18 protein-coding genes and 1 pseudogene are annotated in these 22168 nt (G+C 61.7%); 12 read left to right on the top strand and 7 right to left on the bottom strand.

Going from position 1 to position 22168, the window contains the following annotated elements; translation table 11 throughout:
* Positions 1-20: 20 nt before the first annotated feature.
* Positions 21-736 (bottom strand): annotated as a pseudogene (locus BLV09_RS26020) (IS5 family transposase).
* 128 nt (positions 737-864) lie between these two features.
* Complete coding sequence (locus tag BLV09_RS26015) at positions 865-1947, bottom strand: DUF2336 domain-containing protein (RefSeq protein WP_146689413.1); 1083 nt, start codon at positions 1945-1947, stop codon at positions 865-867.
* Between the two features lie 420 nt (positions 1948-2367).
* Between BLV09_RS26015 and rimP the strand changes: the two genes are divergently transcribed.
* From rimP to pnp, 8 genes are all read left to right on the top strand, one after another.
* Positions 2368-3144, top strand: coding sequence for a ribosome maturation factor RimP (gene rimP / locus BLV09_RS26010; protein WP_146689412.1), 777 nt, complete (start codon positions 2368-2370; stop codon positions 3142-3144).
* A 3-nt stretch (positions 3145-3147) separates the two neighbouring features.
* Positions 3148-4755, top strand: a complete 1608-nt coding sequence (nusA, locus tag BLV09_RS26005) for a transcription termination factor NusA (RefSeq protein ID WP_100385108.1) — start codon at positions 3148-3150, stop codon at positions 4753-4755.
* Positions 4756-4805: 50 nt separating this feature from the next.
* Entirely contained in the window at positions 4806-5504 is a 699-nt protein-coding gene (locus tag BLV09_RS26000) for an RNA-binding protein (protein WP_146689411.1), read from the top strand.
* 57 nt (positions 5505-5561) lie between these two features.
* Entirely contained in the window at positions 5562-8198 is a 2637-nt protein-coding gene (infB, locus tag BLV09_RS25995; RefSeq protein WP_146689410.1) for a translation initiation factor IF-2, read from the top strand.
* Between the two features lie 146 nt (positions 8199-8344).
* Positions 8345-8761: a 30S ribosome-binding factor RbfA gene (gene rbfA, locus BLV09_RS25990; protein ID WP_146689409.1), complete on the top strand. Its 417-nt coding sequence runs from the start codon at positions 8345-8347 to the stop codon at positions 8759-8761.
* The gene (gene truB / locus BLV09_RS25985; protein WP_146689408.1) at positions 8761-9870 is read left to right on the top strand and encodes a tRNA pseudouridine(55) synthase TruB; all 1110 of its coding nucleotides are present in this window, start codon (positions 8761-8763) and stop codon (positions 9868-9870) included. Before rbfA ends, truB begins: the two co-directional genes overlap by 1 nt.
* Positions 9871-9872: 2 nt before the next feature.
* Positions 9873-10142, top strand: a complete 270-nt coding sequence (rpsO, locus tag BLV09_RS25980) for a 30S ribosomal protein S15 (RefSeq protein ID WP_079540211.1) — start codon at positions 9873-9875, stop codon at positions 10140-10142.
* Positions 10143-10433: 291 nt separating this feature from the next.
* Positions 10434-12590 (top strand): polyribonucleotide nucleotidyltransferase, encoded by a 2157-nt coding sequence (gene pnp, locus BLV09_RS25975; protein ID WP_146689407.1) that lies wholly within the window; start codon positions 10434-10436, stop codon positions 12588-12590.
* Positions 12591-12725: 135 nt separating this feature from the next.
* On the opposite strand, the gene BLV09_RS25970 is transcribed toward pnp, so the two are convergent.
* On the bottom strand, positions 12726-13712 hold the full coding sequence (locus BLV09_RS25970) for a LysR substrate-binding domain-containing protein (RefSeq protein WP_100385102.1): 987 nt from the start codon (positions 13710-13712) through the stop codon (positions 12726-12728).
* A 291-nt stretch (positions 13713-14003) separates the two neighbouring features.
* On the opposite strand from BLV09_RS25970, the gene katG reads away from it, so the two are divergent.
* The 3 genes from katG to BLV09_RS25955 all read left to right on the top strand — a co-directional run bounded on the left by katG (position 14004) and on the right by BLV09_RS25955 (position 17500).
* On the top strand, positions 14004-16202 hold the full coding sequence (gene katG, locus BLV09_RS25965) for a catalase/peroxidase HPI (protein ID WP_146689406.1): 2199 nt from the start codon (positions 14004-14006) through the stop codon (positions 16200-16202).
* A gap of 243 nt (positions 16203-16445) precedes the next feature.
* Positions 16446-16907 carry a GNAT family N-acetyltransferase gene (locus tag BLV09_RS25960; protein WP_146689405.1) on the top strand — a complete coding sequence of 154 codons (462 nt, stop codon included), beginning with the start codon at positions 16446-16448 and terminating at the stop codon, positions 16905-16907.
* A complete protein-coding gene (locus tag BLV09_RS25955) occupies positions 16904-17500 on the top strand; it encodes a glutathione S-transferase family protein (protein WP_146689404.1) in 597 nt (198 codons plus the stop codon). The genes BLV09_RS25960 and BLV09_RS25955 overlap by 4 nt, the downstream gene beginning before the upstream one ends.
* A 141-nt stretch (positions 17501-17641) precedes the next feature.
* On the opposite strand, the gene fabI is transcribed toward BLV09_RS25955, so the two are convergent.
* The 3 genes from fabI to fabA form a co-directional block, all read right to left on the bottom strand.
* Entirely contained in the window at positions 17642-18442 is an 801-nt protein-coding gene (gene fabI, locus BLV09_RS25950; protein ID WP_146689403.1) for an enoyl-ACP reductase FabI, read from the bottom strand.
* A 141-nt stretch (positions 18443-18583) separates the two neighbouring features.
* Positions 18584-19807 carry a beta-ketoacyl-ACP synthase I gene (fabB, locus tag BLV09_RS25945; protein ID WP_146689402.1) on the bottom strand — a complete coding sequence of 408 codons (1224 nt, stop codon included), beginning with the start codon at positions 19805-19807 and terminating at the stop codon, positions 18584-18586.
* A 61-nt stretch (positions 19808-19868) separates the two neighbouring features.
* The gene (gene fabA, locus BLV09_RS25940) at positions 19869-20390 is read right to left on the bottom strand and encodes a 3-hydroxyacyl-[acyl-carrier-protein] dehydratase FabA (protein WP_100385096.1); all 522 of its coding nucleotides are present in this window, start codon (positions 20388-20390) and stop codon (positions 19869-19871) included.
* A 359-nt stretch (positions 20391-20749) separates the two neighbouring features.
* Between fabA and irrA the strand changes: the two genes are divergently transcribed.
* On the top strand, positions 20750-21223 hold the full coding sequence (irrA, locus tag BLV09_RS25935; RefSeq protein WP_433994446.1) for an iron response transcriptional regulator IrrA: 474 nt from the start codon (positions 20750-20752) through the stop codon (positions 21221-21223).
* A 159-nt stretch (positions 21224-21382) separates the two neighbouring features.
* Here the strand turns inward: irrA and BLV09_RS25930 are convergent, their stop codons facing one another.
* Positions 21383-21910 carry an SH3 domain-containing protein gene (locus BLV09_RS25930; protein ID WP_100385094.1) on the bottom strand — a complete coding sequence of 176 codons (528 nt, stop codon included), beginning with the start codon at positions 21908-21910 and terminating at the stop codon, positions 21383-21385.
* Positions 21911-22168: the final 258 nt, after the last annotated feature.

Here is a 22168-nt window from a genome sequence, read left to right as displayed (position 1 = left end):
GCTCTAGGTGGTGTGGACACTTATCGCATCCATAAGATGATGGCTGCGAGAGTGATGACGGCAAGGTAATTTCGAGCGGTCTTTTCGAAGCGGGTGGCGACGCGGCGGAATTGCTTGAGCTTGGAGAAGCAGCATTCGACAAGATGGCGCTGGGCATAGAGATGTTTGTCGAGCGGATATTTGAGCGCGCGTGACGGGTTGTTGGGGATGACGGCGAGCGCTCCCTTGGCGGCGATGGCTTCGCGCAAATGATCGGCGTCATAGGCTGTATCGGCCATAACGATCTCGGCGGGCAATCCCTCGATCAATGCGGCGGCTTGCGGTGCATCGCCCTTCTGACCTGCGGTAAGCGTGAAGCGCACCGGACATCCCAGGCCGCGAACGGCCAGATGTATCTTGGTGCTCAGGCCGCCGCGCGAGCGGCCAAGCGCCTGATCTTCAGACCCCCTTTTTTCGCCCCGGCAGCGTGCTGATGCGCCCGGACGACGGTGGAATCGACGATCAGATATTCGAAATCCGGGTCGTCGGACATCGCCTCGAAGATCCGCCACCAAACACCCTTGATGCTCCATCGACTGAAGCGCCGGAACACGCTGTTCCAATCCCCGAACGCTTCCGGAAGATCACGCCAGGGAGAGCCCGTCCGCACGATCCACAGCACACCTTCCACGAACATCCGGTTGTCGCGCCCGGTGGAGCCTTTCTGGTCAGGCCGACCTATAATCAGAGGCGCCATCCGCTCCCAAGCCGCATCGCTCAAAACCAACCGATCCATCACACCCAAGGCCGCCTCCCAAAAAGAAGCCTTGAATCTGATTTGCTCCTAAAAGGGAATCCTTAGAGTCCACACCACCTAGACAACCCTCATGCCGATTGACGGGTCTGCCAGAAACCGACGACGCGCTCGGCGGTCGACGGCATCAGGCGCGTGAAATTCAGGCGCGCGCCCTCGATATCCGCCGGAGATGGCACCCGGCTTGGACCCAGCCGAAGCAGGATCAACGCGCGCACGGTAGCCCATTCAAGGTCGATCGTCTTGCCCACGATCAGGATCGGATCGTAGCGATCGCCCGAGATCAGGCGATCGAGCGTTGCGATCTTCACCGCCGACATCGCCGAAAGCGCGGCGATTGATTCCTCGTATTTGTGGCTCTTGGCAAAACCCAGCAACGCGGCTTCGTTCAGCTCACCTGCATTATGGAGCGCGAGGATGGTGCGTTGCGCCGGCGCGAAGTTGCGGCCGCCCTCGACCGGCTCGACAATGTCGGAAATTTCGCTCATGGCCCGCTTGATCGCGGCCTGTCTCCCGGGCTTGGCCGCGGCAAGCAGGCGCTGGCGAACGAGGTCGACCGATCCCGCCAGAAGATCTTTCAACTGTAATGCCGAAAGATCATCCCGCTGGCCGACCGCGAGCGTCAGAATACCGTCATGGCTGGCGCGCTTGATCAGCGCCGAATATCCGGTTTGCGAAAACAGCGCTCCCGCATTGCCGGCGGCACGCCTGACGACGTCGCGGTCGCCACGGTGCACGATGACGTCGGTCAGGTCGCAGGAGAGCGTCGAACGCTCGGACATCGCCAGCAGATGCCCCTGGCCCTTGACGCGCGCGATCTCGATCAGCGCCGCTTCGTCGATGACAGGTGACCGGCGCAACAGCGGTCCCGCGATCGCGATCTCATCCTCACGCGCGAGCTGCCCGACCAATCCGCGCGGCGCGTTGGCGAGAACCGACAATCGCTCGGCGAGATCGGCGCGCGCAGCAAGCTCGGTGTGGGGAACGAGATCAAGCAAGACGCCGTCGAACAGATCGACGTGATCGGGCCGGAAATTCGCCGCTCCCAAAAGGAACAGCTCGGCGATCCGCCGGGCTGCCTCGGTTCGACGTTTGGGATCGCCGTCCTTGACGATCTCATCAAGTCCGGGGATCAGCAAAGAAGCGGCTACCATCAAACCTACTCAAAACCACCGCCCGGGGGCTTTCCCGAAGTTCCTCCTGCCCGTTGCAACGGGCACTGGAACTCCGCAATCAGCACGCCAAAGCGGGTTTTCGGCAATCTAGGTTCGCTTCGTGAAGGAAGGGTTAGGTTCCCAAACCGCATCCGAACGATCCGGCAAAATCGCGCCGTCAGGCCTCGCGGGCCTTGCCGGATAACACAAAAACCGCTATATCAGCGGCAACTTATGGTTCTCATACGATCGCGTATTGAGAGTGGGCCCCCCGGGACCCGCTCTTTTTTATTACCTGAACGCACCAGACGCAGATAACGGGCGCCCGGCGGCTCAGGTGGCCGACCCGACGCACTTCAGGCGCAGCCTTAACCGAACACAAACCAGACAGCCCAAGTTAGACCTATTTTGACCCTGGACATGACCGATCCGACCGCTGTTTCTCCGGATGTCGACCTGCTCGCCGAGCCACGGCTTGTTGTCGAGCCGGGCGCGGCGGCGCGAGTGTCGGCTGTGGCCGGCCCGGTGTTGCAGGGCATGGGCTACCGGCTGGTACGGATCAAGATATCGGGAGAGGCGGGCTGCACGGTGCAGATCATGGCCGAACGGCCCGACGGATCGATGCAGATCGAGGACTGCGAAGCGATTTCAAAGGCGCTGTCGCCGGTGCTCGACATCGCCGATCCGATTGACCGCGCCTACCGGCTGGAGATTTCTTCGCCCGGGATCGACCGGCCGCTGGTGCGCCGTTCCGATTTCGAGCGCTATGCCGGCCATCTCGTGAAGATCGAGATGGCGGTGGCCAGTCAGGGCCGCAAGCGGTTCCGCGGTACGCTTCAAGGCGTCGAGGGCGATGCGGTGCGGATACATCGTGATGACATACGCGCGGGCGAAGATGCCGATGCCTTGCTCGTGATGGAAGATATCGCGGATGCGAGACTGGTTCTGACCGACGAGCTGATCGCGGAATCGATGCGACGCGGCAAGGCCGCGGAACGCGAGCTGCGGCAGAATCTCGGGCTCGAACCGCCGCCGCCACCGCATGCGCGAAAAAGCGATCCGGCGAAAAGCAACAAACCGAAGCCGAAATTGAAGTCTAAAAGCGGCGACAAAAGCGCGCCGAAGAATACCAAGGAACACCGCCTCGCCGCAGAGAGACTGCGCAGGGGCGACATCGATCCCACTGAAGGAGACTGAGCCATGGCAGTCAGTGCCAACAAACTCGAACTGCTGCAGATCGCAGACGCGGTTGCCCGCGAGAAGTCGATCGACCGCGGTATCGTGATCGCGGCGATGGAAGATGCCATCGCCAAGGCGGCGCGGGCTCGTTACGGCAGCGAGACCGACGTTCACGCCGAGATCGACGCCAAGAAGGGCGAGCTGCGGCTGTCGCGCCACATGCTGGTGGTCGACGTGGTCGAGAATTCATCGAACCAGATCTCGCTGGCCGACGCGCAACGCGCCAATCCGGGCGCCCAGGTCGGCGACACCATCGCCGATACCCTGCCGCCGCTGGAATATGGCCGCATCGCTGCCCAATCCGCCAAGCAGGTCATCGTGCAAAAAGTGCGCGAGGCCGAACGCGACCGGCAATATCAGGAATTCAAGGACCGCATCGGCGATATCGTCAATGGCATAGTCAAGCGTGTCGAATATGGCAGCGTCATTGTCGATCTCGGCCGCGGCGAAGCCATCGTGCGCCGCGACGAGATGTTGCCGCGCGAGGTATTCCGCAACGGCGACCGTGTCCGCGCCTATATTTTCGACGTACGGCGCGAGACCCGGGGACCGCAGATTTTCCTGTCCCGCACCCACCCGCAATTCATGGCGAAGCTGTTCGCGCAGGAAGTGCCGGAAATCTATGACGGCATCGTCGAGATCAAGGCGGTCGCCCGCGATCCCGGATCGCGTGCGAAAATCGGCGTGATTTCAAGGGATTCGTCGGTGGATCCGGTCGGCGCCTGCGTCGGCATGCGCGGTTCGCGCGTGCAGGCCGTGGTCAATGAATTGCAGGGCGAGAAGATCGACATCATCCCGTGGTCGCCCGATATCGCGACCTTCGTCGTCAACGCGCTGGCGCCGGCCGAAGTCGCCAAGGTCGTGATCGACGAAGATCGCGAGCGGATCGAAGTTGTGGTTCCCGACACCAATAACCAATTATCGCTGGCGATCGGACGGCGTGGACAGAACGTGCGGCTCGCCTCGCAGCTGACCGGTTGGGACATCGACATTCTCACCGAGCAGGAAGAATCCGAGCGCCGGCAGGCCGATTTCGAAAATTCGACGCGGGTGTTCATGGAAGCGCTCAACGTCGACGAGGTCGTCGGTCAGTTGCTGGCGTCGGAAGGCTTCACTTCGGTGGAGGAATTGGCGCTGGTCGATGTCAGGGAATTGGCCGGCATCGAAGGTTTTGACGACGAAACGGCCAACGAGTTGCAGACTCGGGCCAAGGAATATCTGGAACAGCTCGAGACCGAGCTGGAAAACAAACGTAAGGAACTTGGCGTGGAAGACGCTCTGAAAACAGTGCCCGGCGTGACCTCGAAAATGCTGGTGAAATTTGGCGAGAACGACATCAAGACCGTCGAGGATCTGGCCGGTTGCGCCACCGACGATCTGGTTGGCTGGACCGAACGCAAGGAAGGCAGTGAGCCGACCAAGCATGCCGGCTTCCTCGACGGCATCGAGATGTCGCGGGAAGACGCGGAAGCCATGATCATGCAGGCGCGGGTTATCGCCGGCTGGATCACGGAGGCCGATCTCAAGAAGACCGAACCGGCCGAGGCCCCCGAAGGCCAGCCGGCGTAACGCGCATGTTCCGCTAGAACACGCGCAAAGATGGAACAGACGTCACGCACATGCTTGCTGTCGCCGACCTCGATCTCGACAACGGACCGCGGACCGATAGGTCCGCGACGATGCGGATGTGCGCGGTCACGCGGCAGGTGCGGCCGATTGACGAGCTGATCCGGTTTGTGGTTTCGCCTTCCGGCGAGGTGGTGCCGGACCTGAAACGCAAGCTTCCCGGCCGGGGCCTGTGGGTTTCGGCCTCGCGTCGGGCGGTTGCGGAAGCCGTCCGCCGTAACCAATTTAACAAAGGTTTCAAGCGCAACCTCCGCGTCACGGCGACGCTGGCGGCGGATACCGAGACCCTGCTGGTACGCAGTGCGATCGACGCGCTCGCCATGGCTGCCAAGGCGGGGCAGGTCGTATCCGGCTTCAGCAAGGTCGAGGGCGCGCTGGGCCAGCGTCAGGCCCCAATCCAGGTCCGGGCCCTGATCCACGCCTCCGACGGCGCGGCCGACGGAATCCGGAAATTGGACGCTCTTGTCAGGCAAAATGCCCGGATTAACGATGAATCGAGCGAATTTTCGATCGTCACCGCGCTGACATCGGAACAATTGGATTTGGCACTGGGCCGGTCAAATGTGATACATGCTGCGCTGCTCGCGGGCCCGGCGAGCAAAACGTTCCTGTCGCGCAGCCAGATCCTGGTCCGATACCGGATGGCTGACGATGACAAGACCGCCGGCACCGCGGCCCGAAATTCTGACTGACGACTTACTTCAATGACGGTGCGGAAACGCACACCGCAACGAGATTAGGACGAGTGAATGGTTGATACGAAAACTCCTGGCGACAAGACACTAAGTGTCCCGACCAAGACCTTGACGCTCAAGCCGCGCGTCGAGACGGGCACCGTGCGCCAGAGCTTCAGCCATGGCCGCACCAAGCAGGTGGTGGTTGAAAAGCGTGGCAAGCGCCGCCTTGGCGGCGATGGACCCGCGACCGAGGCCCCCAGCGCGCCCGAACCGGTCGTAGCCAAGGTTGCGGCGCCCGCCAAGCCGCCGCTTGCCCGTCCTGCTGCGACGGCGCCCGCCGCGCCGCGCAGCAATTCGGGTGTGGTGCTGCGCACGCTGACCGAGGACGAGCGTTCCGCGCGCGCCAGTGCATTGGCTGACGCCAAAATCCGCGACATTGAAGAACGACGGCTCGCGGAGGAAGAAGCCAAACGCCGCAGCAGCAAGGAAGGCATCGAACAGGCCGAGCGCGAAGCCGCGGAAGCCCGCCGCAAGGCCGAGGAAGAACGCCATCGGCAGGATGAGGAAGCCAAGCGCAAGTCAGAGCTCGAAGCCAAGAAGCGTTTTGGCGAGGCTGAGGCCAAGGCCGCGGCTACCACCACCACCGCTGCCGCTGCTACCACGGCACGTGCCCCGGTTGCACCGGTGCGTGCGCCCGGCGTCGCAGCCGACGGCTCCGACGAGGATGAAGGCCCGCGTCAGATCCGTCGCGGCCCCGGCGGCGTTGCCCGTCCCGTGGCAGCTCCCAAAACCACTGCCAAGCCGGCGCCGCAAAAGCAGCGCGGCCGCCTGACCCTGGTCACGGCGCTCAACGCCGACGACGTGCGCGAGCGATCGATTGCGTCGTTCCGCCGCCGCACCCAGCGCCTGAAGGGTCATGCGTCGAACGAACCCAAGGAAAAACTCACGCGCGAAGTCATCATCCCGGAAGCCATCAACATCCAGGAACTCGCCAACCGCATGTCCGAGCGCGCGGTCGACGTGATCCGGCTGCTGATGAAGCAGGGGGCGATGCACAAGATCACCGACGTGATCGATGCCGATACCGCGCAGCTCATCGCCGAGGAAATGGGCCACACCGTCAAGCGCGTCGCCGCGTCGGACGTTGAAGAAGGCCTGTTCGACATCGTCGACGATTCGACCGATACCGAGCCGCGCTCGCCGGTCGTAACCGTGATGGGTCACGTCGACCACGGCAAGACCTCGCTGCTCGACGCACTGCGCCATGCCAACGTGGTCTCCGGTGAAGCCGGCGGCATCACCCAGCATATCGGCGCCTATCAGGTGAAGTCGCCGGAGAGCGGCAAGATGATCACCTTCATCGACACCCCCGGCCACGCCGCGTTCACCGCGATGCGCGCCCGCGGCGCCAAGGTCACCGACATCGTGGTGCTGGTGGTCGCGGCCGATGACGGCGTCATGCCGCAGACGGTGGAAGCGATCAATCACGCCAAGGCGGCCAAGGTTCCGATGATCGTGGCGATCAACAAGATCGACAAGCAGGATGCCAAGCCCGAGCGCGTGCGCACCGAACTGCTGCAGTATGAAGTGCAGGTCGAGTCACTCGGCGGCGACGTCGTCGATGTCGAGGTCTCTGCCAAGAACAAGACCAATCTCGACAAGCTGCTCGAGATGATCGCATTGCAGGCCGAAATTCTCGACCTCAAGACCAATGCGGAACGTCCCGCCGAGGGCACCGTGATCGAAGCCAAGCTCGATCGCGGCCGTGGTCCGGTCGCGACCGTGCTGGTGCAACGCGGAACGCTGCGTGTGGGCGACATCATCGTGGCCGGCGCCGAAATGGGCCGCGTCCGCGCATTGATTTCCGACCAGGGTGAAACCATCGACGAGGCCGGACCATCGGTGCCGGTCGAAGTGCTTGGTTTCAACGGACCGCCGGAAGCCGGCGATCGCCTGGCCGTGGTCGAGAACGAGGCCCGCGCCCGTCAGGTCACGAGCTATCGCGCCCACCAGAAGCGCGAGAACGCCGCCGCCAGCATTTCCGGCATGCGCGGTTCGCTTGAGCAGATGATGTCGCAGCTCAAGACTTCGGGCCGCAAGGAATTCCCGCTGGTCGTCAAGGCCGACGTGCAAGGTTCGCTCGAAGCCATCCTCGGCTCGCTGGAAAAGCTCGGCACCGACGAGGTCGCCGCACGCATCCTGCATGCCGGTGTCGGCGGCATTTCGGAATCCGACGTGACGCTGGCCGAAGGCTTCAACGCCGCCATCATCGGCTTTTCCGTGCGCGCCAATAAGGAGGCCGCCGCCGCCGCCAAGCGCAACGGCATCGAGATCCGTTACTACAACATCATCTACGATCTCGTGGACGACATCAAAAAAGCGATGTCCGGCCTGCTGGCACCGACGCTGCGCGAAACCATGCTCGGCAATGCCCAGATCCTGGAAGTGTTCAACATTTCCAAGGTCGGCAAGGTTGCAGGCTGCCGCGTCACCGACGGCACCGTGGAGCGCGGCGCCAATGTTCGCCTGATCCGCGACAACGTCGTGGTGCACGAAGGCAAGCTGTCAACGCTGAAGCGCTTCAAGGACGAAGTGAAGGAAGTGGCCGCCGGCCAGGAATGCGGCATGGCGTTCGAGAACTACGGCGACATGCGCGCCGGCGACATCATCGAGTGTTATCGCGTGGAGACGATCCAGCGCTCTCTGTAAGTCCAAATCCTACGAAGCGCGGATTTTTATTAACTGAAAATGCAGTGTCATGGCCGGACTTGTTCCGGCCATCCACGCCTTTGATTCCCAGAGAAAGACGTTGGTGCCCGCGACGAGCGCGGGCATGACGGTTTTGAGAGACGAGAATGCCTCGCCAGCACCAGAAAAAGAATTCCGCCTCCGGCGGCTCGCAGCGTCAGTTGCGCGTCGGTGAGACCGTGCGTCACGCGATTGCGGATATTCTGTCGCAGGGCAGCGTGCATGATCCGGATCTCGAGGGCCATATCATCACCGTGCCCGAAGTGCGGATGTCCCCGGATCTGAAGCTTGCGACCATCTATGTGATGCCGCTCGGCGGACGCGACACCGATGCCGTGATCGCGGCCCTGGAGCGCAACAAGAAATTCCTGCGCGGCGAGATCGCGCACCGCGTTAACTTAAAATTTGCTCCTGACATTCGCTTTCGTGTCGATGAGCGATTCGATGAAGCGGAACGAATAGAGAAATTACTGCGAACACCTGCGGTGCAAAGAGACCTCGCACCCGATTCGGACGACGAGTGATGATTGTGACCACCGCGAACAGCGGAATCGATGCGCAAACGACTGAAACAAACGCCCCTGAAAAAAATATTTTTGTCGATGGGCATCGCGATGATGCGCGAAGGACGAATAACGATCCGCGCGACAGGCAGCAGCGCCAGAACAACCAGCCGCGCCGCGACAAGCGCGACGTTCACGGCTGGGTCGTGCTCGACAAGCCGATCGGCATGACATCGACGCATGCGGTCGCGGTCGTGAAGCGGCTATTCCAGGCCAAGCGCGCCGGGCACGCCGGCACACTCGATCCGCTCGCTTCCGGCGGACTGCCGATCGCGATGGGCGAGGCCACCAAGACCGTTCCGTTCGTGATGGACGGCCGCAAGCGCTATCGCTTCACGGTGGCGTGGGGCGAGGAGCGCGATACCGATGACACGGAAGGACGGGCAACCCGGACCAGCGATCTCAGGCCGTCCGCCGAGGCGGTCCGGGAATTACTGCCGAAGTTCACCGGCCAGATCGAACAGACCCCGCCGCAATATTCCGCCATCAAGGTCCAGGGCGAGCGCGCCTACGATCTGGCCCGGGACGGCGAGACCGTGGAGCTGAAGCCGCGGCCGGTCGAGATTCACGAATTAACCCTTGTAGAACATATAGATAGCGGAAAATCGGTGTTCGAGGCCGAATGCGGCAAGGGAACCTATGTGCGGGCGCTGGCCCGCGATATCGGCCGAATTCTCGGCTGTTACGGCCATATCTGCGCCCTGCGGCGGACCCTGGTCGGCCCGTTCGGCGAGGCCGATATGATTCCGCTGGAACAATTGGAGGCTTTGTGCAATAGAGCCGCGTCTGGCGAGGGCAGCCTCGCCGACGCGCTTTTGCCCGTTGAGACCGCGCTGGACGACATCCCGGCACTGGCCGTCACACGGGCTGATGCGGCAAGGCTCCATCGGGGCCAGGCCGTTTTGTTGCGCGGACGGGATGCGCCCAATAGTAGCGGCACAGTCTATGTCACGGTGGCAGGCCGGCTTCTGGCCCTCGCCGAAATTGGCAATGGCGAACTCATCCCCAAGCGCGTGTTCAACCTGACCGGACTGACTGCCAGTTCGGCTCGCAACAACGAAAGTATTTGACGATGTCGATTACCGCCGAACGCAAAGCGGAAGTCATCAAGACGAATGCCAACAAGGCCGGCGACACCGGCTCGCCCGAGGTCCAGGTTGCGATCCTGTCGGAACGCATCAACAACCTCACCGGGCACTTCAAGACCCACGTGAAGGACAACCATTCGCGTCGTGGCCTTTTGAAGCTCGTGTCGACGCGTCGCTCCCTTCTCGATTACATCAAGAAGAAGGACGAGGCGCGTTACAAGGCGTTGCTAGAAAAGCACAACATTCGTCGCTGATTCTGCAAGTACGCGCGCCTGTTTGCGCGCGTTTTCGTATGACCCCGAAAACCGGACTTTGCGGTTTTTGCCAACGGTTATGCGCACTATCGTCCAGCAGCAATCCGGCCGCTGGGCGGAACGGGCAAGGTGCCCGTACTACCGAAAGGATGGACGCCATCCGAAGCATAAAAACCATGGCAGGATCGCCGGATGCTGACCTCGCATCGAGATCAGCGTCTCGCCATCTTGCGCATGGTTTTTGTGTTTTTGGGCGTCCCCTCTTTCGTGAACCCATGAAAGAAGATCGCAATGTTCAATACTCATTCAGTCGAAATCGACTGGGGTGGACGTCCCCTCAAGCTTGAAACCGGAAAGATCGCCCGTCAGGCCGACGGCGCCGTGATGGCAACCTATGGCGAGACCGTCGTGCTTGCCACCGTCGTTGCGGCGAAAACGCCGCGCGAAGGCGTCGACTTCCTGCCGCTGACCGTCGACTACCAGGAGAAGGCCTATGCCGCGGGCCGCATTCCCGGCGGTTACTTCAAGCGCGAAGGCCGTCCGACCGAAAAGGAGACGCTGGTCTCCCGTCTGATCGACCGTCCGATCCGCCCGCTGTTCGTCGATGGCTGGCGCAATGAAACCCAGGTCATCGTTACCGTGCTTTCGCACGACATGGAGAACGATCCCGACATTCTCGCACTGGTCGCAGCCTCCGCGGCGCTGACCATTTCCGGCGCGCCGTTCAAGGGCCCGATCGGCGCCGCCCGCGTCGGCTTTGCCAATGACGAATATGTGCTCAACCCCACGCTCGACGAAATGGTCGAGACCCAGCTCGATCTGGTCGTCGCCGGCACCGCCGACGCCGTGCTGATGGTGGAATCGGAAGCCAAGGAGCTGAACGAAGACATCATGCTCGGCGCCGTGATGTTCGGTCACCGGCACTTCCAGCCGGTCATCAACGCGATCATCGAGCTGGCCGAAAAGGCCGCGAAGGAGCCGCGCGACGTCAAGATCGTCGATGAGAGCGCGCTTGAGAAGGAAATGCTCGGGCTGATCGAGAAGGATCTGCGCGCGGCCTATGCAATCCCGGTCAAGCAGGATCGCTATGCCGCCGTCGGCGCCGCCAAGGAAAAGGTGATGGCGCATTATTTCCCGGAAGGTCAGGAGCCGAAATACGACAAGCTCCGCATCGCCGGCGTGTTCAAGGAGCTGGAAGCCAAGATCGTTCGCTGGAACATCCTCGACACCGGCAAGCGCATCGACGGCCGCGATTCAAAGACCGTGCGCAATATCATCGCCGAGGTCGGCGTGCTGCCCCGCGCGCATGGTTCGGCGCTGTTCACCCGCGGTGAAACCCAGGCGATGGTGGTGACCACGCTCGGCACCGGCGAAGACGAGCAGTACATCGACTCGCTGTCGGGCACCTACAAGGAGCAGTTCCTGCTGCACTACAACTTCCCTCCCTACTCGGTCGGTGAGACCGGACGCCTCGGCGGCACCAAGCGTCGCGAAATCGGCCATGGCAAACTGGCCTGGCGCGCGATTCACCCGGTGCTGCCGCCGCATCACGAATTCCCCTACACCGTGCGTGTGGTCTCGGAAATCACCGAATCCAACGGATCGTCCTCGATGGCGTCGGTCTGCGGCGCCTCGCTGGCGTTGATGGATGCGGGTGTTCCCTTGAAGCGGCCGACGGCGGGCATCGCCATGGGCCTCATTCTCGAGGGTTCGCGCTTCGCGGTGTTGTCCGACATCCTGGGCGACGAAGATCATCTCGGCGACATGGACTTCAAGGTCGCCGGCACCGATCAGGGCATCACCTCGCTGCAGATGGACATCAAGATCGAGGGCATCACCGAAGAGATCATGAAGGTCGCACTCGGCCAAGCTAAGGACGGGCGCATCCACATTCTCGGTGAGATGTCGAAGGCCTTGACCGCGGCGCGCGCCGAGCTCGGCGAATACGCGCCGCGCATCGAGACCTTCAAGATTGCGACCGACAAGATCCGCGAAGTGATCGGCACCGGCGGCAAGGTGATCCGCGAAATCGTCGAGAAGACCGGCGCCAAGGTCAATATCGATGATGACGGCACCGTGAAGGTCGCGTCCGCCGACGGCGAATCGATCAAGGCCGCGATCAAGTGGATCAAGTCGATCGCGTCCGATCCGGAAATCGGCCAGATCTATGAAGGCACCGTGGTCAAGGTGATGGAGTTCGGCGCGTTCGTGAACTTCTTCGGCGCCAAGGACGGCTTGGTCCACATCAGCCAGCTCGCGTCCAATCGCGTGCAGAAGACCTCCGACGTCGTCAAGGAAGGCGACAAGGTCAAGGTCAAGCTGCTCGGCTTCGACGATCGCGGCAAGACGCGGCTGTCGATGAAGGCCGTCGATCAGGCGACCGGCGAAGACCTCGAAGCCAAGCAGAAGACCGAAGCTCCGCCGCCACGCGAAGCCGCCGGCGAGTAGGTTTCGCCAAGGCAAGAACAACAAGACAAGAACAACGAAGGGCGGCTTTTCAGCCGCCCTTTTTGTTTTGCGTGAGCAAGAGCTGCCCTTTTGTCATTGCGAGGAGCAAAGCGACGAAGCAATCCAGTTTCTCAATCAAGACTCTGCGTTACCTCGCGGAGCCTGTCGTCGGGCGGCGCTTTGCACCGACCCGCTGGCTCGCAATGATGACCCCGCGGATGGTTGATCCACGCTTTCCTTCACCACATCCCCTAGCGCGGCAAAATCATCCTTGCGCGGCGAGGTGCGGCGGAACACGAGGCCGATGGTGCGGCCGGGTTGCGGATTTTTCAGCCGAAGCAATTTCACCCGGTCATCGCGCTGTTCGACGTCGGCGGCGATCTGTGGGATCAGCGTGACGCCGTAGCCGCCGGCGACCATTTGCATCACAGTTGTAAGGCTACTGGCGCCAAACGCTGTGCCCGCAGCTCCCACTGCCCGCCCACGCGCGGTCCCACAAAACGCCAGCGCCTGATCGCGCAGGCAATGCCCGTCTTCAAGCAGGATCAACCGGCTTTGATCGATGTCCTCGGCGGCCACGCGCATCGTCTCCGCGCGCGGATCGTCCGCGGGCACCGCGAGCAGAAACAGATCTTCAAACAGAGCGATGGCATTGATATCCGGCTCGTCCACCGGCAGCGCCAGCATCGCGGCATCGAGGGTCCCGTTCTTGACGTCTTCGACGAGTTGCCTGGTTTGGGTTTCCCGCAGTTCCAGACGCAATTCCGGGAACCGGCTTTGCAACGGAGGCAGAATTCGCGGCAGTAAATAGGGCGCAAGCGAAGGGATCACCCCGAGTGTCAGCCGCCCCGTCAGCACGCCGCGGCGATGCCTCGCGAAATCGACCAGATCACGCGAGGCGGCCAGCACGTCCTCGCCACGTCGGGCTATTTCCCGCCCGACATCGGTTAAGATTACATCGCCCGGGCGCCGCTCGACCACCGCAACGCCAAGTGTGCGCTCCAGATCGCGAATCTGCATCGACAGTGCCGGTTGCGTGACCGCGCAGGCCTCCGCCGCCCGGCCAAAATGGCCGTGCTTGGCGAGCGCGGAGAGGTAACGAAGCTGCCGCAGCGTAATCATCCCCGATCAGATAAACTGATCGAGAGCTCAAGACAATTCGACTGGACCTGATGTTAGATATCTTCCAAAGTAGCGATACGAGCTAGTGCTAGAGCGAAACCGTTTTTGGCCGCCTGCTCGTTCGGACGCCCCGGAAACAGCAACTTTGGAAACGCAGAGCCTTCTCGGATTGCGAACTATCGCCGTCGCCGAAGGGCTGTCATCAACAACCCAGCGGAAGGATGACGGCAATGGCTGACCTTCCAACGCAACAACTCGAAGAAAATTACAGAACACACGAGGAGAAGAAACATGGACGCAAAAAGTGACGACAGCAGCGGCAAGTGCCCATTCACAGGCGGCAGCCACGGACACAGGAACCGCGACTGGTGGCCAGAGCACCTCGATATCGGCGTGCTCCACACGAATGCGCCCGCCGCCGATCCGATGGGCGAAGCTTTCGACTATGCCAAGGAATTCGAGAGCCTCGACCTCGACGCGGTGATCAAGGACCTTCATGCCTTGATGACGAACTCGCAGGAGTGGTGGCCAGCCGACTTCGGTCACTACGGCGGATTGTTCATCCGCATGGCGTGGCATAGCGCCGGTACGTACCGCATCACCGACGGTCGCGGCGGCGCCGGCGCCGGTCAGCAGCGCTTCGCGCCGCTCAACAGTTGGCCTGACAACGCGAACCTCGACAAGGCGCGCCGCCTGCTGTGGCCTATCAAGCAGAAATATGGCCGCAAACTTTCCTGGGCCGACCTGTTTGTTCTCACCGGCAACGTCGCGCTCGAATCGATGGGCTTCAAGACGTTCGGCTTTGCCGGCGGCCGCGCGGATACATGGGAGCCTGAAGAGCTCTATTGGGGTCCCGAAGGCACCTGGCTCGGCGACGAACGCTATAGCGGCGAACGCCAGCTCGCGGAACCGCTCGGCGCGGTGCAGATGGGCCTGATCTACGTCAACCCGGAAGGCCCGGGCGGCAAGCCGGATCCGCTCGGATCGGCAAAGGACATTCGCGAGACGTTCTTCCGCATGGCGATGAACGATGAAGAAACCGTGGCGCTGATCGCAGGCGGTCACACTTTCGGCAAGACCCATGGTGCCGGCGATCCATCGCTGATTGGCGTCGAGCCGGAAGGCTCGGCGATCGAGGATCAGGGCCTTGGCTGGAAGAGCAAGTACGGCACCGGCTTCGGCGCCGACGCCATCACCGCTGGCCTGGAAGTGACCTGGTCGCAAACACCGACAAAGTGGAGCAACCACTTCTTCGACAACCTGTTCAAGTACGAATGGGAGCTGACCAAGAGCCCGGCCGGCGCGCAGCAGTGGACAGCGAAAGGCGCCGAGGCCACGATTCCCGACGCGTATGACAAGTCGAAGAAGCATGTTCCGACCATGCTGACCTCGGACCTCGCGCTGCGCTTCGATCCGGCCTACGAGAAGATCTCGCGGCGCTTCTACGAGCATCCGGACCAGTTCGCGAACGCTTTTGCCCGTGCCTGGTTCAAGCTCACGCACCGCGACATGGGGCCGATCGTGCGCTATCGCGGCAAGCTCGTGCCCAAGGAAACGCTGATCTGGCAGGACCCGATCCCCGCGGTCGATCATCCGCTGATCGACGACAAGGACGTCGCCGCGCTGAAGTCGAAAATCCTCGCCTCGGGTCTCACCGTGTCGCAGCTCGTCTCGACCGCCTGGGCATCGGCCTCCACGTTCCGCGGCTCCGACAAACGCGGCGGTGCCAATGGTGCGCGCGTTCGCCTGAGCCCGCAGAAGGATTGGCACGTCAACAATCCGCCCGAGCTGGCGAAGGTCCTGCAGAAGCTCGAAGCGATCCAGAAAGAGTTCGGCAAGAAAGTGTCGCTCGCCGACCTGATCGTTCTCGGCGGCAGCGCCGCAATCGAAAAGGCAGCAAAGGATGCCGGTCTGACCGTGACGGTGCCGTTCACGCCGGGCCGCATGGACGCGTCGCAGGCGCAAACCGACGCCGCTTCCTTCGCACCGATCGAACCCCGCGCTGACGGCTTCCGCAACTATATCAGCGGTAAGCCGCAGTTCATGATGCCGGAGGAGGCCCTGGTGGATCGGGCGCAATTGCTGACGCTGACGGCGCCCGAGATGACGGTGCTGGTTGGCGGCCTGCGCGTGCTCGGCGCTAATGCCGGCAACTTGAAGCACGGTGTCTTCACCAAGAAGCCGGAAACGCTGACCAACGACTTCTTCGTGAACCTGCTCGATATGAGCACGGAGTGGCAGCCGGCTGGCTCCGATGGCGAGTACGAGGGTCGCGACCGCAAGACGAAGGCGGTGAAGTGGACCGGCACACGCGTCGATCTGATCTTCGGGTCGCATTCCCAGCTCCGCGCCCTCGCGGAAGTCTATGGAAGCGCGGATGCCAAGGAGAAGTTTGCCAAAGACTTCGTCAAGGCGTGGACCAAGGTAATGAATGCGGATCGCTTCGACTTGCATGATCACAAGACGCCGCACTTGCAGGCGGCGGAGTAAGTCGGACACGGTCGATTGAAGTTGAACAGGCCCCCGCGAGAAATCGCGGGGGCTTTTTTTGTCGGGCCGTTGCAAGGATCTGCCGGAAAACCTCGCTTACGCGGGGCAGCGGGAGGCTCTTTCCGAGCGGACCGGGATGGGTGTATTGATCGAGTGGCCCCCGCCTCGGCCCTCACCGCAAGCGGAGAGGGGTGAAATCCTCCAATGGCATCTGGGGCATGGGGCGGTCCAAGGATCCATCTTATGCCGCCCACAATCCGCCCCGCGCGCCCGGACGAATATGACGAGGTCGCGCGCGTCTGGATGAACAGCTGGGTATCGACGGGGCTCGCGGAGGCCAGCAAGTTTTTGCTGGCGCAGTTGCGCGCGCGGGTCCCGCACGAGATCGAGAAGGGCTGGAGTCTTTATGTTGCCGACGACGGCGGAACGCTCGCGGCGATGCTGGCGTTGCATATTCCCAACCGCTATCTCGACCAGTTGTTCGTGGCGCCGGACTATCAGGGCCGAAGCCTCGGGCGAAAACTGCTCGCTTTCGCGCGGCAGCAGATGCCGGATCAAATCTGGTTGCGCTGCGTGCGTGAAAATGAAAAAGCTTGGCGCTGGTACGAGCGCGAGGGTTTTGTGTTTGAGAAGGAAGCGGTCGAGCCGATGACGGGATTCGTGATGAAATATTATCGCTGGATGAAACAAGGATCCGCCCCATGATGCAGCTCTATTGGTCGCCGCGTTCGCGCTCGTTCACCGCACTCTGGCTGATGGAAGAAACCGGGCAGCCTTACGAGCGGGTGCTGACGGATATCTCCGCCGGCGCACAGAAGACGCCCGAATATCTTGCGATCAATCCGATGGGCAAGGTGCCGGCGCTCAGGGATGGCGAGGCGGCACTGGCGGAAGCCGCCGCGATCTGCGCCTATGTCGCCGAGCGCTACCCCGAGGCGAAATTGGCGCCTGCTCTGGGCGATCCCTTGCGCGCGAAATATCTGTACTGGCTGTTCTTCGCGCCCGGCTGCATCGAACCCGCGATGGTGCAGATCGCAACCAAGATCGAGATGAATTCCGTGGCCGCGGGCTGGGGCGACGCGCAGCGGGTGTTCGATGTGCTCGACAATGCGCTTACGAAAGGGCCGTGGATTCTCGGCGAGAATTTTTCCGCCGCGGATATCGCGATTGGCTCAGCGCTGAATTTTTCGGTACGGCTGTTCAAGATGGTGCCGTCGCGGCCGTCATTCGACGCCTATATCGCGCGCTGCGTGGCGCGGCCCGCGTTCCAGCGCGCCGAAAAGCTCGCCGCGGGGTGAGGATCGACGAGCTTCGTCGCCCGAGAAGCGGCCGATCCGGTATTGCAGAGACATTGGTGTAAAAATCGGGAAGCCGCAGAGTACTGGATGCCGCCCCGCTTTCGCGGGGCATGACGCATTAATTATGCGACAGCATCCCGACTATTCCGCCTTCAGCTCTTCCGGCCGCGGCATCGAGATGACGTTGTAACCGGAATCCACGTAGTGGATTTCGCCGGTGACACCGCCGGAGAGATCGGACAAAAGGTACAGTGCGGAGCCGCCGAGTTCGTCCAGCGTTACGCCGCGGCCGAGCGGCGAATGCTTCTGCATAAACCCGAACAGCGCGCGCGCATCGCCAATGCCGGACCCCGCGAGCGTGCGTATCGGCCCCGCCGAGATCGCATTGACGCGGACGCCGCGCGGTCCGAAATCGGACGCGAGATATCGCACCGAGGCTTCCAGCGCCGCCTTTGCCACGCCCATCACGTTGTAGTTCGGCATCACCCGCACCGATCCGCCGAAGGTCAGCGTGATGATCGCGCCGCCGGAAGCCGGCATCATTTCAGCCGCCCGCTTGGCGAGCTCCGTGAATGAAAAACAGGAGATCAGCATGGTGCGCGAAAAGTTCTCGCGCGTGGTGTCGGCGTAACGCCCCTTCAGCTCATTCTTGTCGGAGAAGGCGATTGCGTGAACCAGAAAATCCAGCTGGCCCCATTTCTTCCGCAGCGCATCGAAGACCTGATCGACGCTATCGAGATTCTCAACGTCGCAGGGCAAGACCGTATCGACGTTCAGTGACTGCGCCAGCGGCTTGACCCGCTTGCCCAGCGCCTCGCCCTGATAGGTAAAGGCGAGTTCGGCGCCCTGTGCGGCCAGTGTCTTGGCAATGCCCCAGGCAATTGAATGATCATTGGCAACGCCCATGATCAACCCGCGCTTGCCCTTCATTAGGTCCTGCATCGTCGGTCCGCTCCACTCATCTCTCTGACGGTCAACATCCGGCTCGGCCGGACGATCCAGTAACACGAAGCGTTACGATAGTTCCGAAATGGCCGGGCGTACTGGATGCCCCGCTTTCGCAGGGCATGACAACTTCGAATCTCACGCATCCAGCCGCTTGAACACCAGCGTGGCGTTGGTGCCGCCGAATCCGAAGGAATTCGAAAGCACGGTCCCCAACTTGGCGTTATCGATCCGCTTGCGCACGATCGGCATGTCGGCGAACACAGGATCGAGTTCGGTGATGTGGGCGCTCTCGCAAACGAAGCCGTTGTTCATCATCAATAGCGAGTAGATCGCTTCCTGCACGCCGGTGGCGCCAAGCGAATGCCCGGTCAGCGCCTTGGTCGCGGAAATCGGCGGGCATTTTTCGCCGGCTCCGAATACCTTGCGGATCGCCTCGATTTCCGGCGGATCGCCGGCCGGCGTCGACGTCGCATGCGGGTTGATATAGTCGACCGGCGTCTTCACGGTCTCCAGCGCCATGCGCATGCAGCGCTCGGCGCCTTCGCCCGAGGGCGCCACCATGTCGTAACCGTCAGAGGTGGCGCCATAGCCGACGATTTCGGCATAGATGCGCGCGCCGCGTGCCTTGGCATGCTCAAGCTCCTCGAGCACCACCACGCCAGCGCCGCCCGCGATCACAAAACCATCGCGGCTGATATCATAGGGACGGGACGCGGTTGCCGGCGTATCATTGTATTTCGACGACATCGCGCCCATCGCGTCGAACAGAACCGACAGCGACCAGTCCAGTTCCTCGCAGCCGCCGGCGAAGATGACATCCTGCTTGCCAATCTGGATCGTTTCATAGGCGTTGCCAATACAATGGTTCGACGTCGCGCAAGCCGACGAGATCGAATAGTTCACGCCCTTGATCTTGAACCAGGTCGCAAGCGTCGCGGATGCCGTCGATGACATCGCCTTTGGCACCGCAAACGGTCCGACCCGCTTCGGTCCCTTGGAGCGCGTGATATCGGCAGCCTCGACGATGGTGCGCGCCGACGGGCCGCCCGAACCCATGATGATGCCGGTGCGGATATTGGAAATTTCGGAGGGCTCAAGGCCGGCGTCCTGGATCGCCTGCTCCATCGCAACGTGATTCCAGGCAGCACCCTCGCCCAGAAATCGCATCGCGCGACGGTCGATCATCTCGGCCGGATTTAGCGTCGGCGCACCCTGCACCTGGGAGCGAAAACCCAGCTCGGCATATTTATCCGCGCGCGTGATTCCTGACTTCGCCTCATGAAGGCTCGCCAACACTTCCTGGGTGTTGTTTCCGATCGATGAGACAATGCCCATCCCGGTGATAACAACGCGCCTCATGATCGCCTCGCCCTGTCTTTGCGCTTTGTGTTTGTTTGTGTGTGTTTTGCGATGATCCGGTTCAAGCCGGCGCGGTGCCTTGCTTGAACAGTCCGACCTTCAGATCCTTCGCGCGATAGATAATCTCGCCATCCATGGAAAGCCACCCATCCGCGATTCCTAACACCAGCTTTGATCGCATCACCCGTTTGATGTCGATGTTGTACACAACCTTGCGAACGTTCGGCAGCACCTGCCCGGCCAGCTTCAATTCACCGAGGCCGAGCGCCCGGCCGCGGCCCTCGCCGCCGACCCAGCCCAGATAAAAGCCGACCATTTGCCACAGAGCATCGAGACCGAGACATCCTGGCATGACTGGATCATTCTTGAAGTGACAGCCGAAGAACCATAAATCCGGCTTCACATCGAGTTCGGCACGGACCAGGCCCTTGCCATATTCGCCGCCGGTCTCGGAAATTTCGCTGATGCGGTCAAACATTAGCATCGGAGGCAGCGGCAACTGGGCGTTGCCGGGGCCAAACATCTCGCCCCGGCCGCACGCCAGCAAATCTTCATATTCGTAACCGCCGCGCCGATTGAGCATATTGTCTCGCCTCTTTTAAAATCCCGATGGAGCGCTTTTGGACCCGTTTTGCGGTGGAAACGCGCCCATTGCCGCACCATGGCGCGAATACCGCAGGCCCGATAAACTTGCCGCAAACCGCCGCGCGCCTATGCGAAAATCGCATAGGCGGGTCCGCGGGCTCTCTAACATAGGCTCTCCGGGCGGCAAAGCATCCCGACGGGGTAAATCGCGGCATTCGGCCGCTAGTTCCGTTTAACCTTTGGGTTCGTTCTAGTTGCGAAAAACTTGCATGTAACGCATTTGCTTCTTATATTGGATCGAATATTGCCAAGATAACGCGCGTGGTGCCTGACGTGGAAATGAACGACGACGCCTCGATGTTGAATGATGACGCTGTCATTCCCGCCGCCCATGGTGCGACGCATCAACCGGCGCTGACCGGTTGCCCATGGCACGACGTCAACGAAATGCTGCAGGCTGCGGGCCTTCGCCCCACCCGTCAACGCATGGCTCTGGGCTGGCTGTTGTTCGGCAAGGGCGCGCGCCATCTCACCGCGGAAATGCTTTACGAGGAAGCGACCCTCGCCAAGGTTCCGGTGTCGCTGGCGACCGTCTACAACACCCTCAACCAGCTTACCGATGCGGGTCTCTTGCGTCAGGTCAGCGTCGACGGCACCAAGACCTACTTCGACACCAACGTGTCCACGCACCACCATTTCTATCTCGAAAACAATCACGAGCTGGTCGACATTCCGGATCCGCATCTGATGTTACAGAAGATGCCGGAAATCCCCGAAGGCTACGAAATCGCCCGGGTCGACATGGTGGTCCGGCTGCGCAAGAAGCGCTGAGACTTCACACTATTTTTGATCATCATGGCCGAGCTTAGTCGTCTGCCTCGCGCAGACGGCGTAGACCTGTCTGCGCTCCCGGCCATCACCATTTTTGGTGCATGAAAAATTAAGACACGGATACCTGCGACAAGCTGCGGGCATGACGATTGCGAAAACTCAATCCACCTTCTCGTCGGCGTAGACACCCCACAGCCGTTCTTGCTGGATCCAGCCATCGAAGCCGTTACCGCTGACGTGACACCAGCTTGAGGCGCATTTTTTAACCTGAGCCACGACACCAGCCTGCAGGCGGGCAGCGACCGCACTGGCCTGATCGGCGTGATCATAGATCGGGGCCAGCTCGTCCTTGCGCTTCATCGTGACGACGGCGGTTCGGCGACCTGACAGCAGCGAGTGATAGACCCAGCCTTCAGAGCCTTCCGAATCCCGCACCCGGCGCCAATTCTCGAATTCGGCTGTTATTTCGACCGGCAGACCCGAACGGGTGTAGATCCAGGCGACGTCGTTGTCCTTGGTCGGACCGGCCCTGACATTCACGTGATCGGATTTGAGGCTGACATAGCGCGGAACCGGCAGGCCGGTCGTGGTGGCGGCTGTATCCTTTGCCGAAAACCCTGAGCTGACCGACGCACCCAGCAAGCCGCCCGCGAGCACCACCACCGAACAAAAACGCCCCAACATCAACTCGTCTCCTGCCGGGATATCAACTCAAGTCCTTCGAGCTGAATGCCGACCCCTTGAACCCCTGTACTCGCCCGCCCCTCGGCGCCCTCATTTCGGGGTTCTTGTCTTGGCCCGGCCTTCTGCTAGAGAGGACGGAACGCCGGACAACAAGACGACGCCGAATTTCCCTCAGGGAATTCAAGGGAAATATCGGGGAACCCCACGGAAACGCCGGGATCGCGCTGCACCGGCAGTGTCGAATAACCGGGTTAATGAGGT

Origin of the sequence: Bradyrhizobium canariense (assembly GCF_900105125.1) — a bacterium.
GTDB lineage: Bacteria > Pseudomonadota > Alphaproteobacteria > Rhizobiales > Xanthobacteraceae > Bradyrhizobium > Bradyrhizobium canariense_A.
This window is presented reverse-complemented; position numbering and strand designations above follow the sequence as displayed.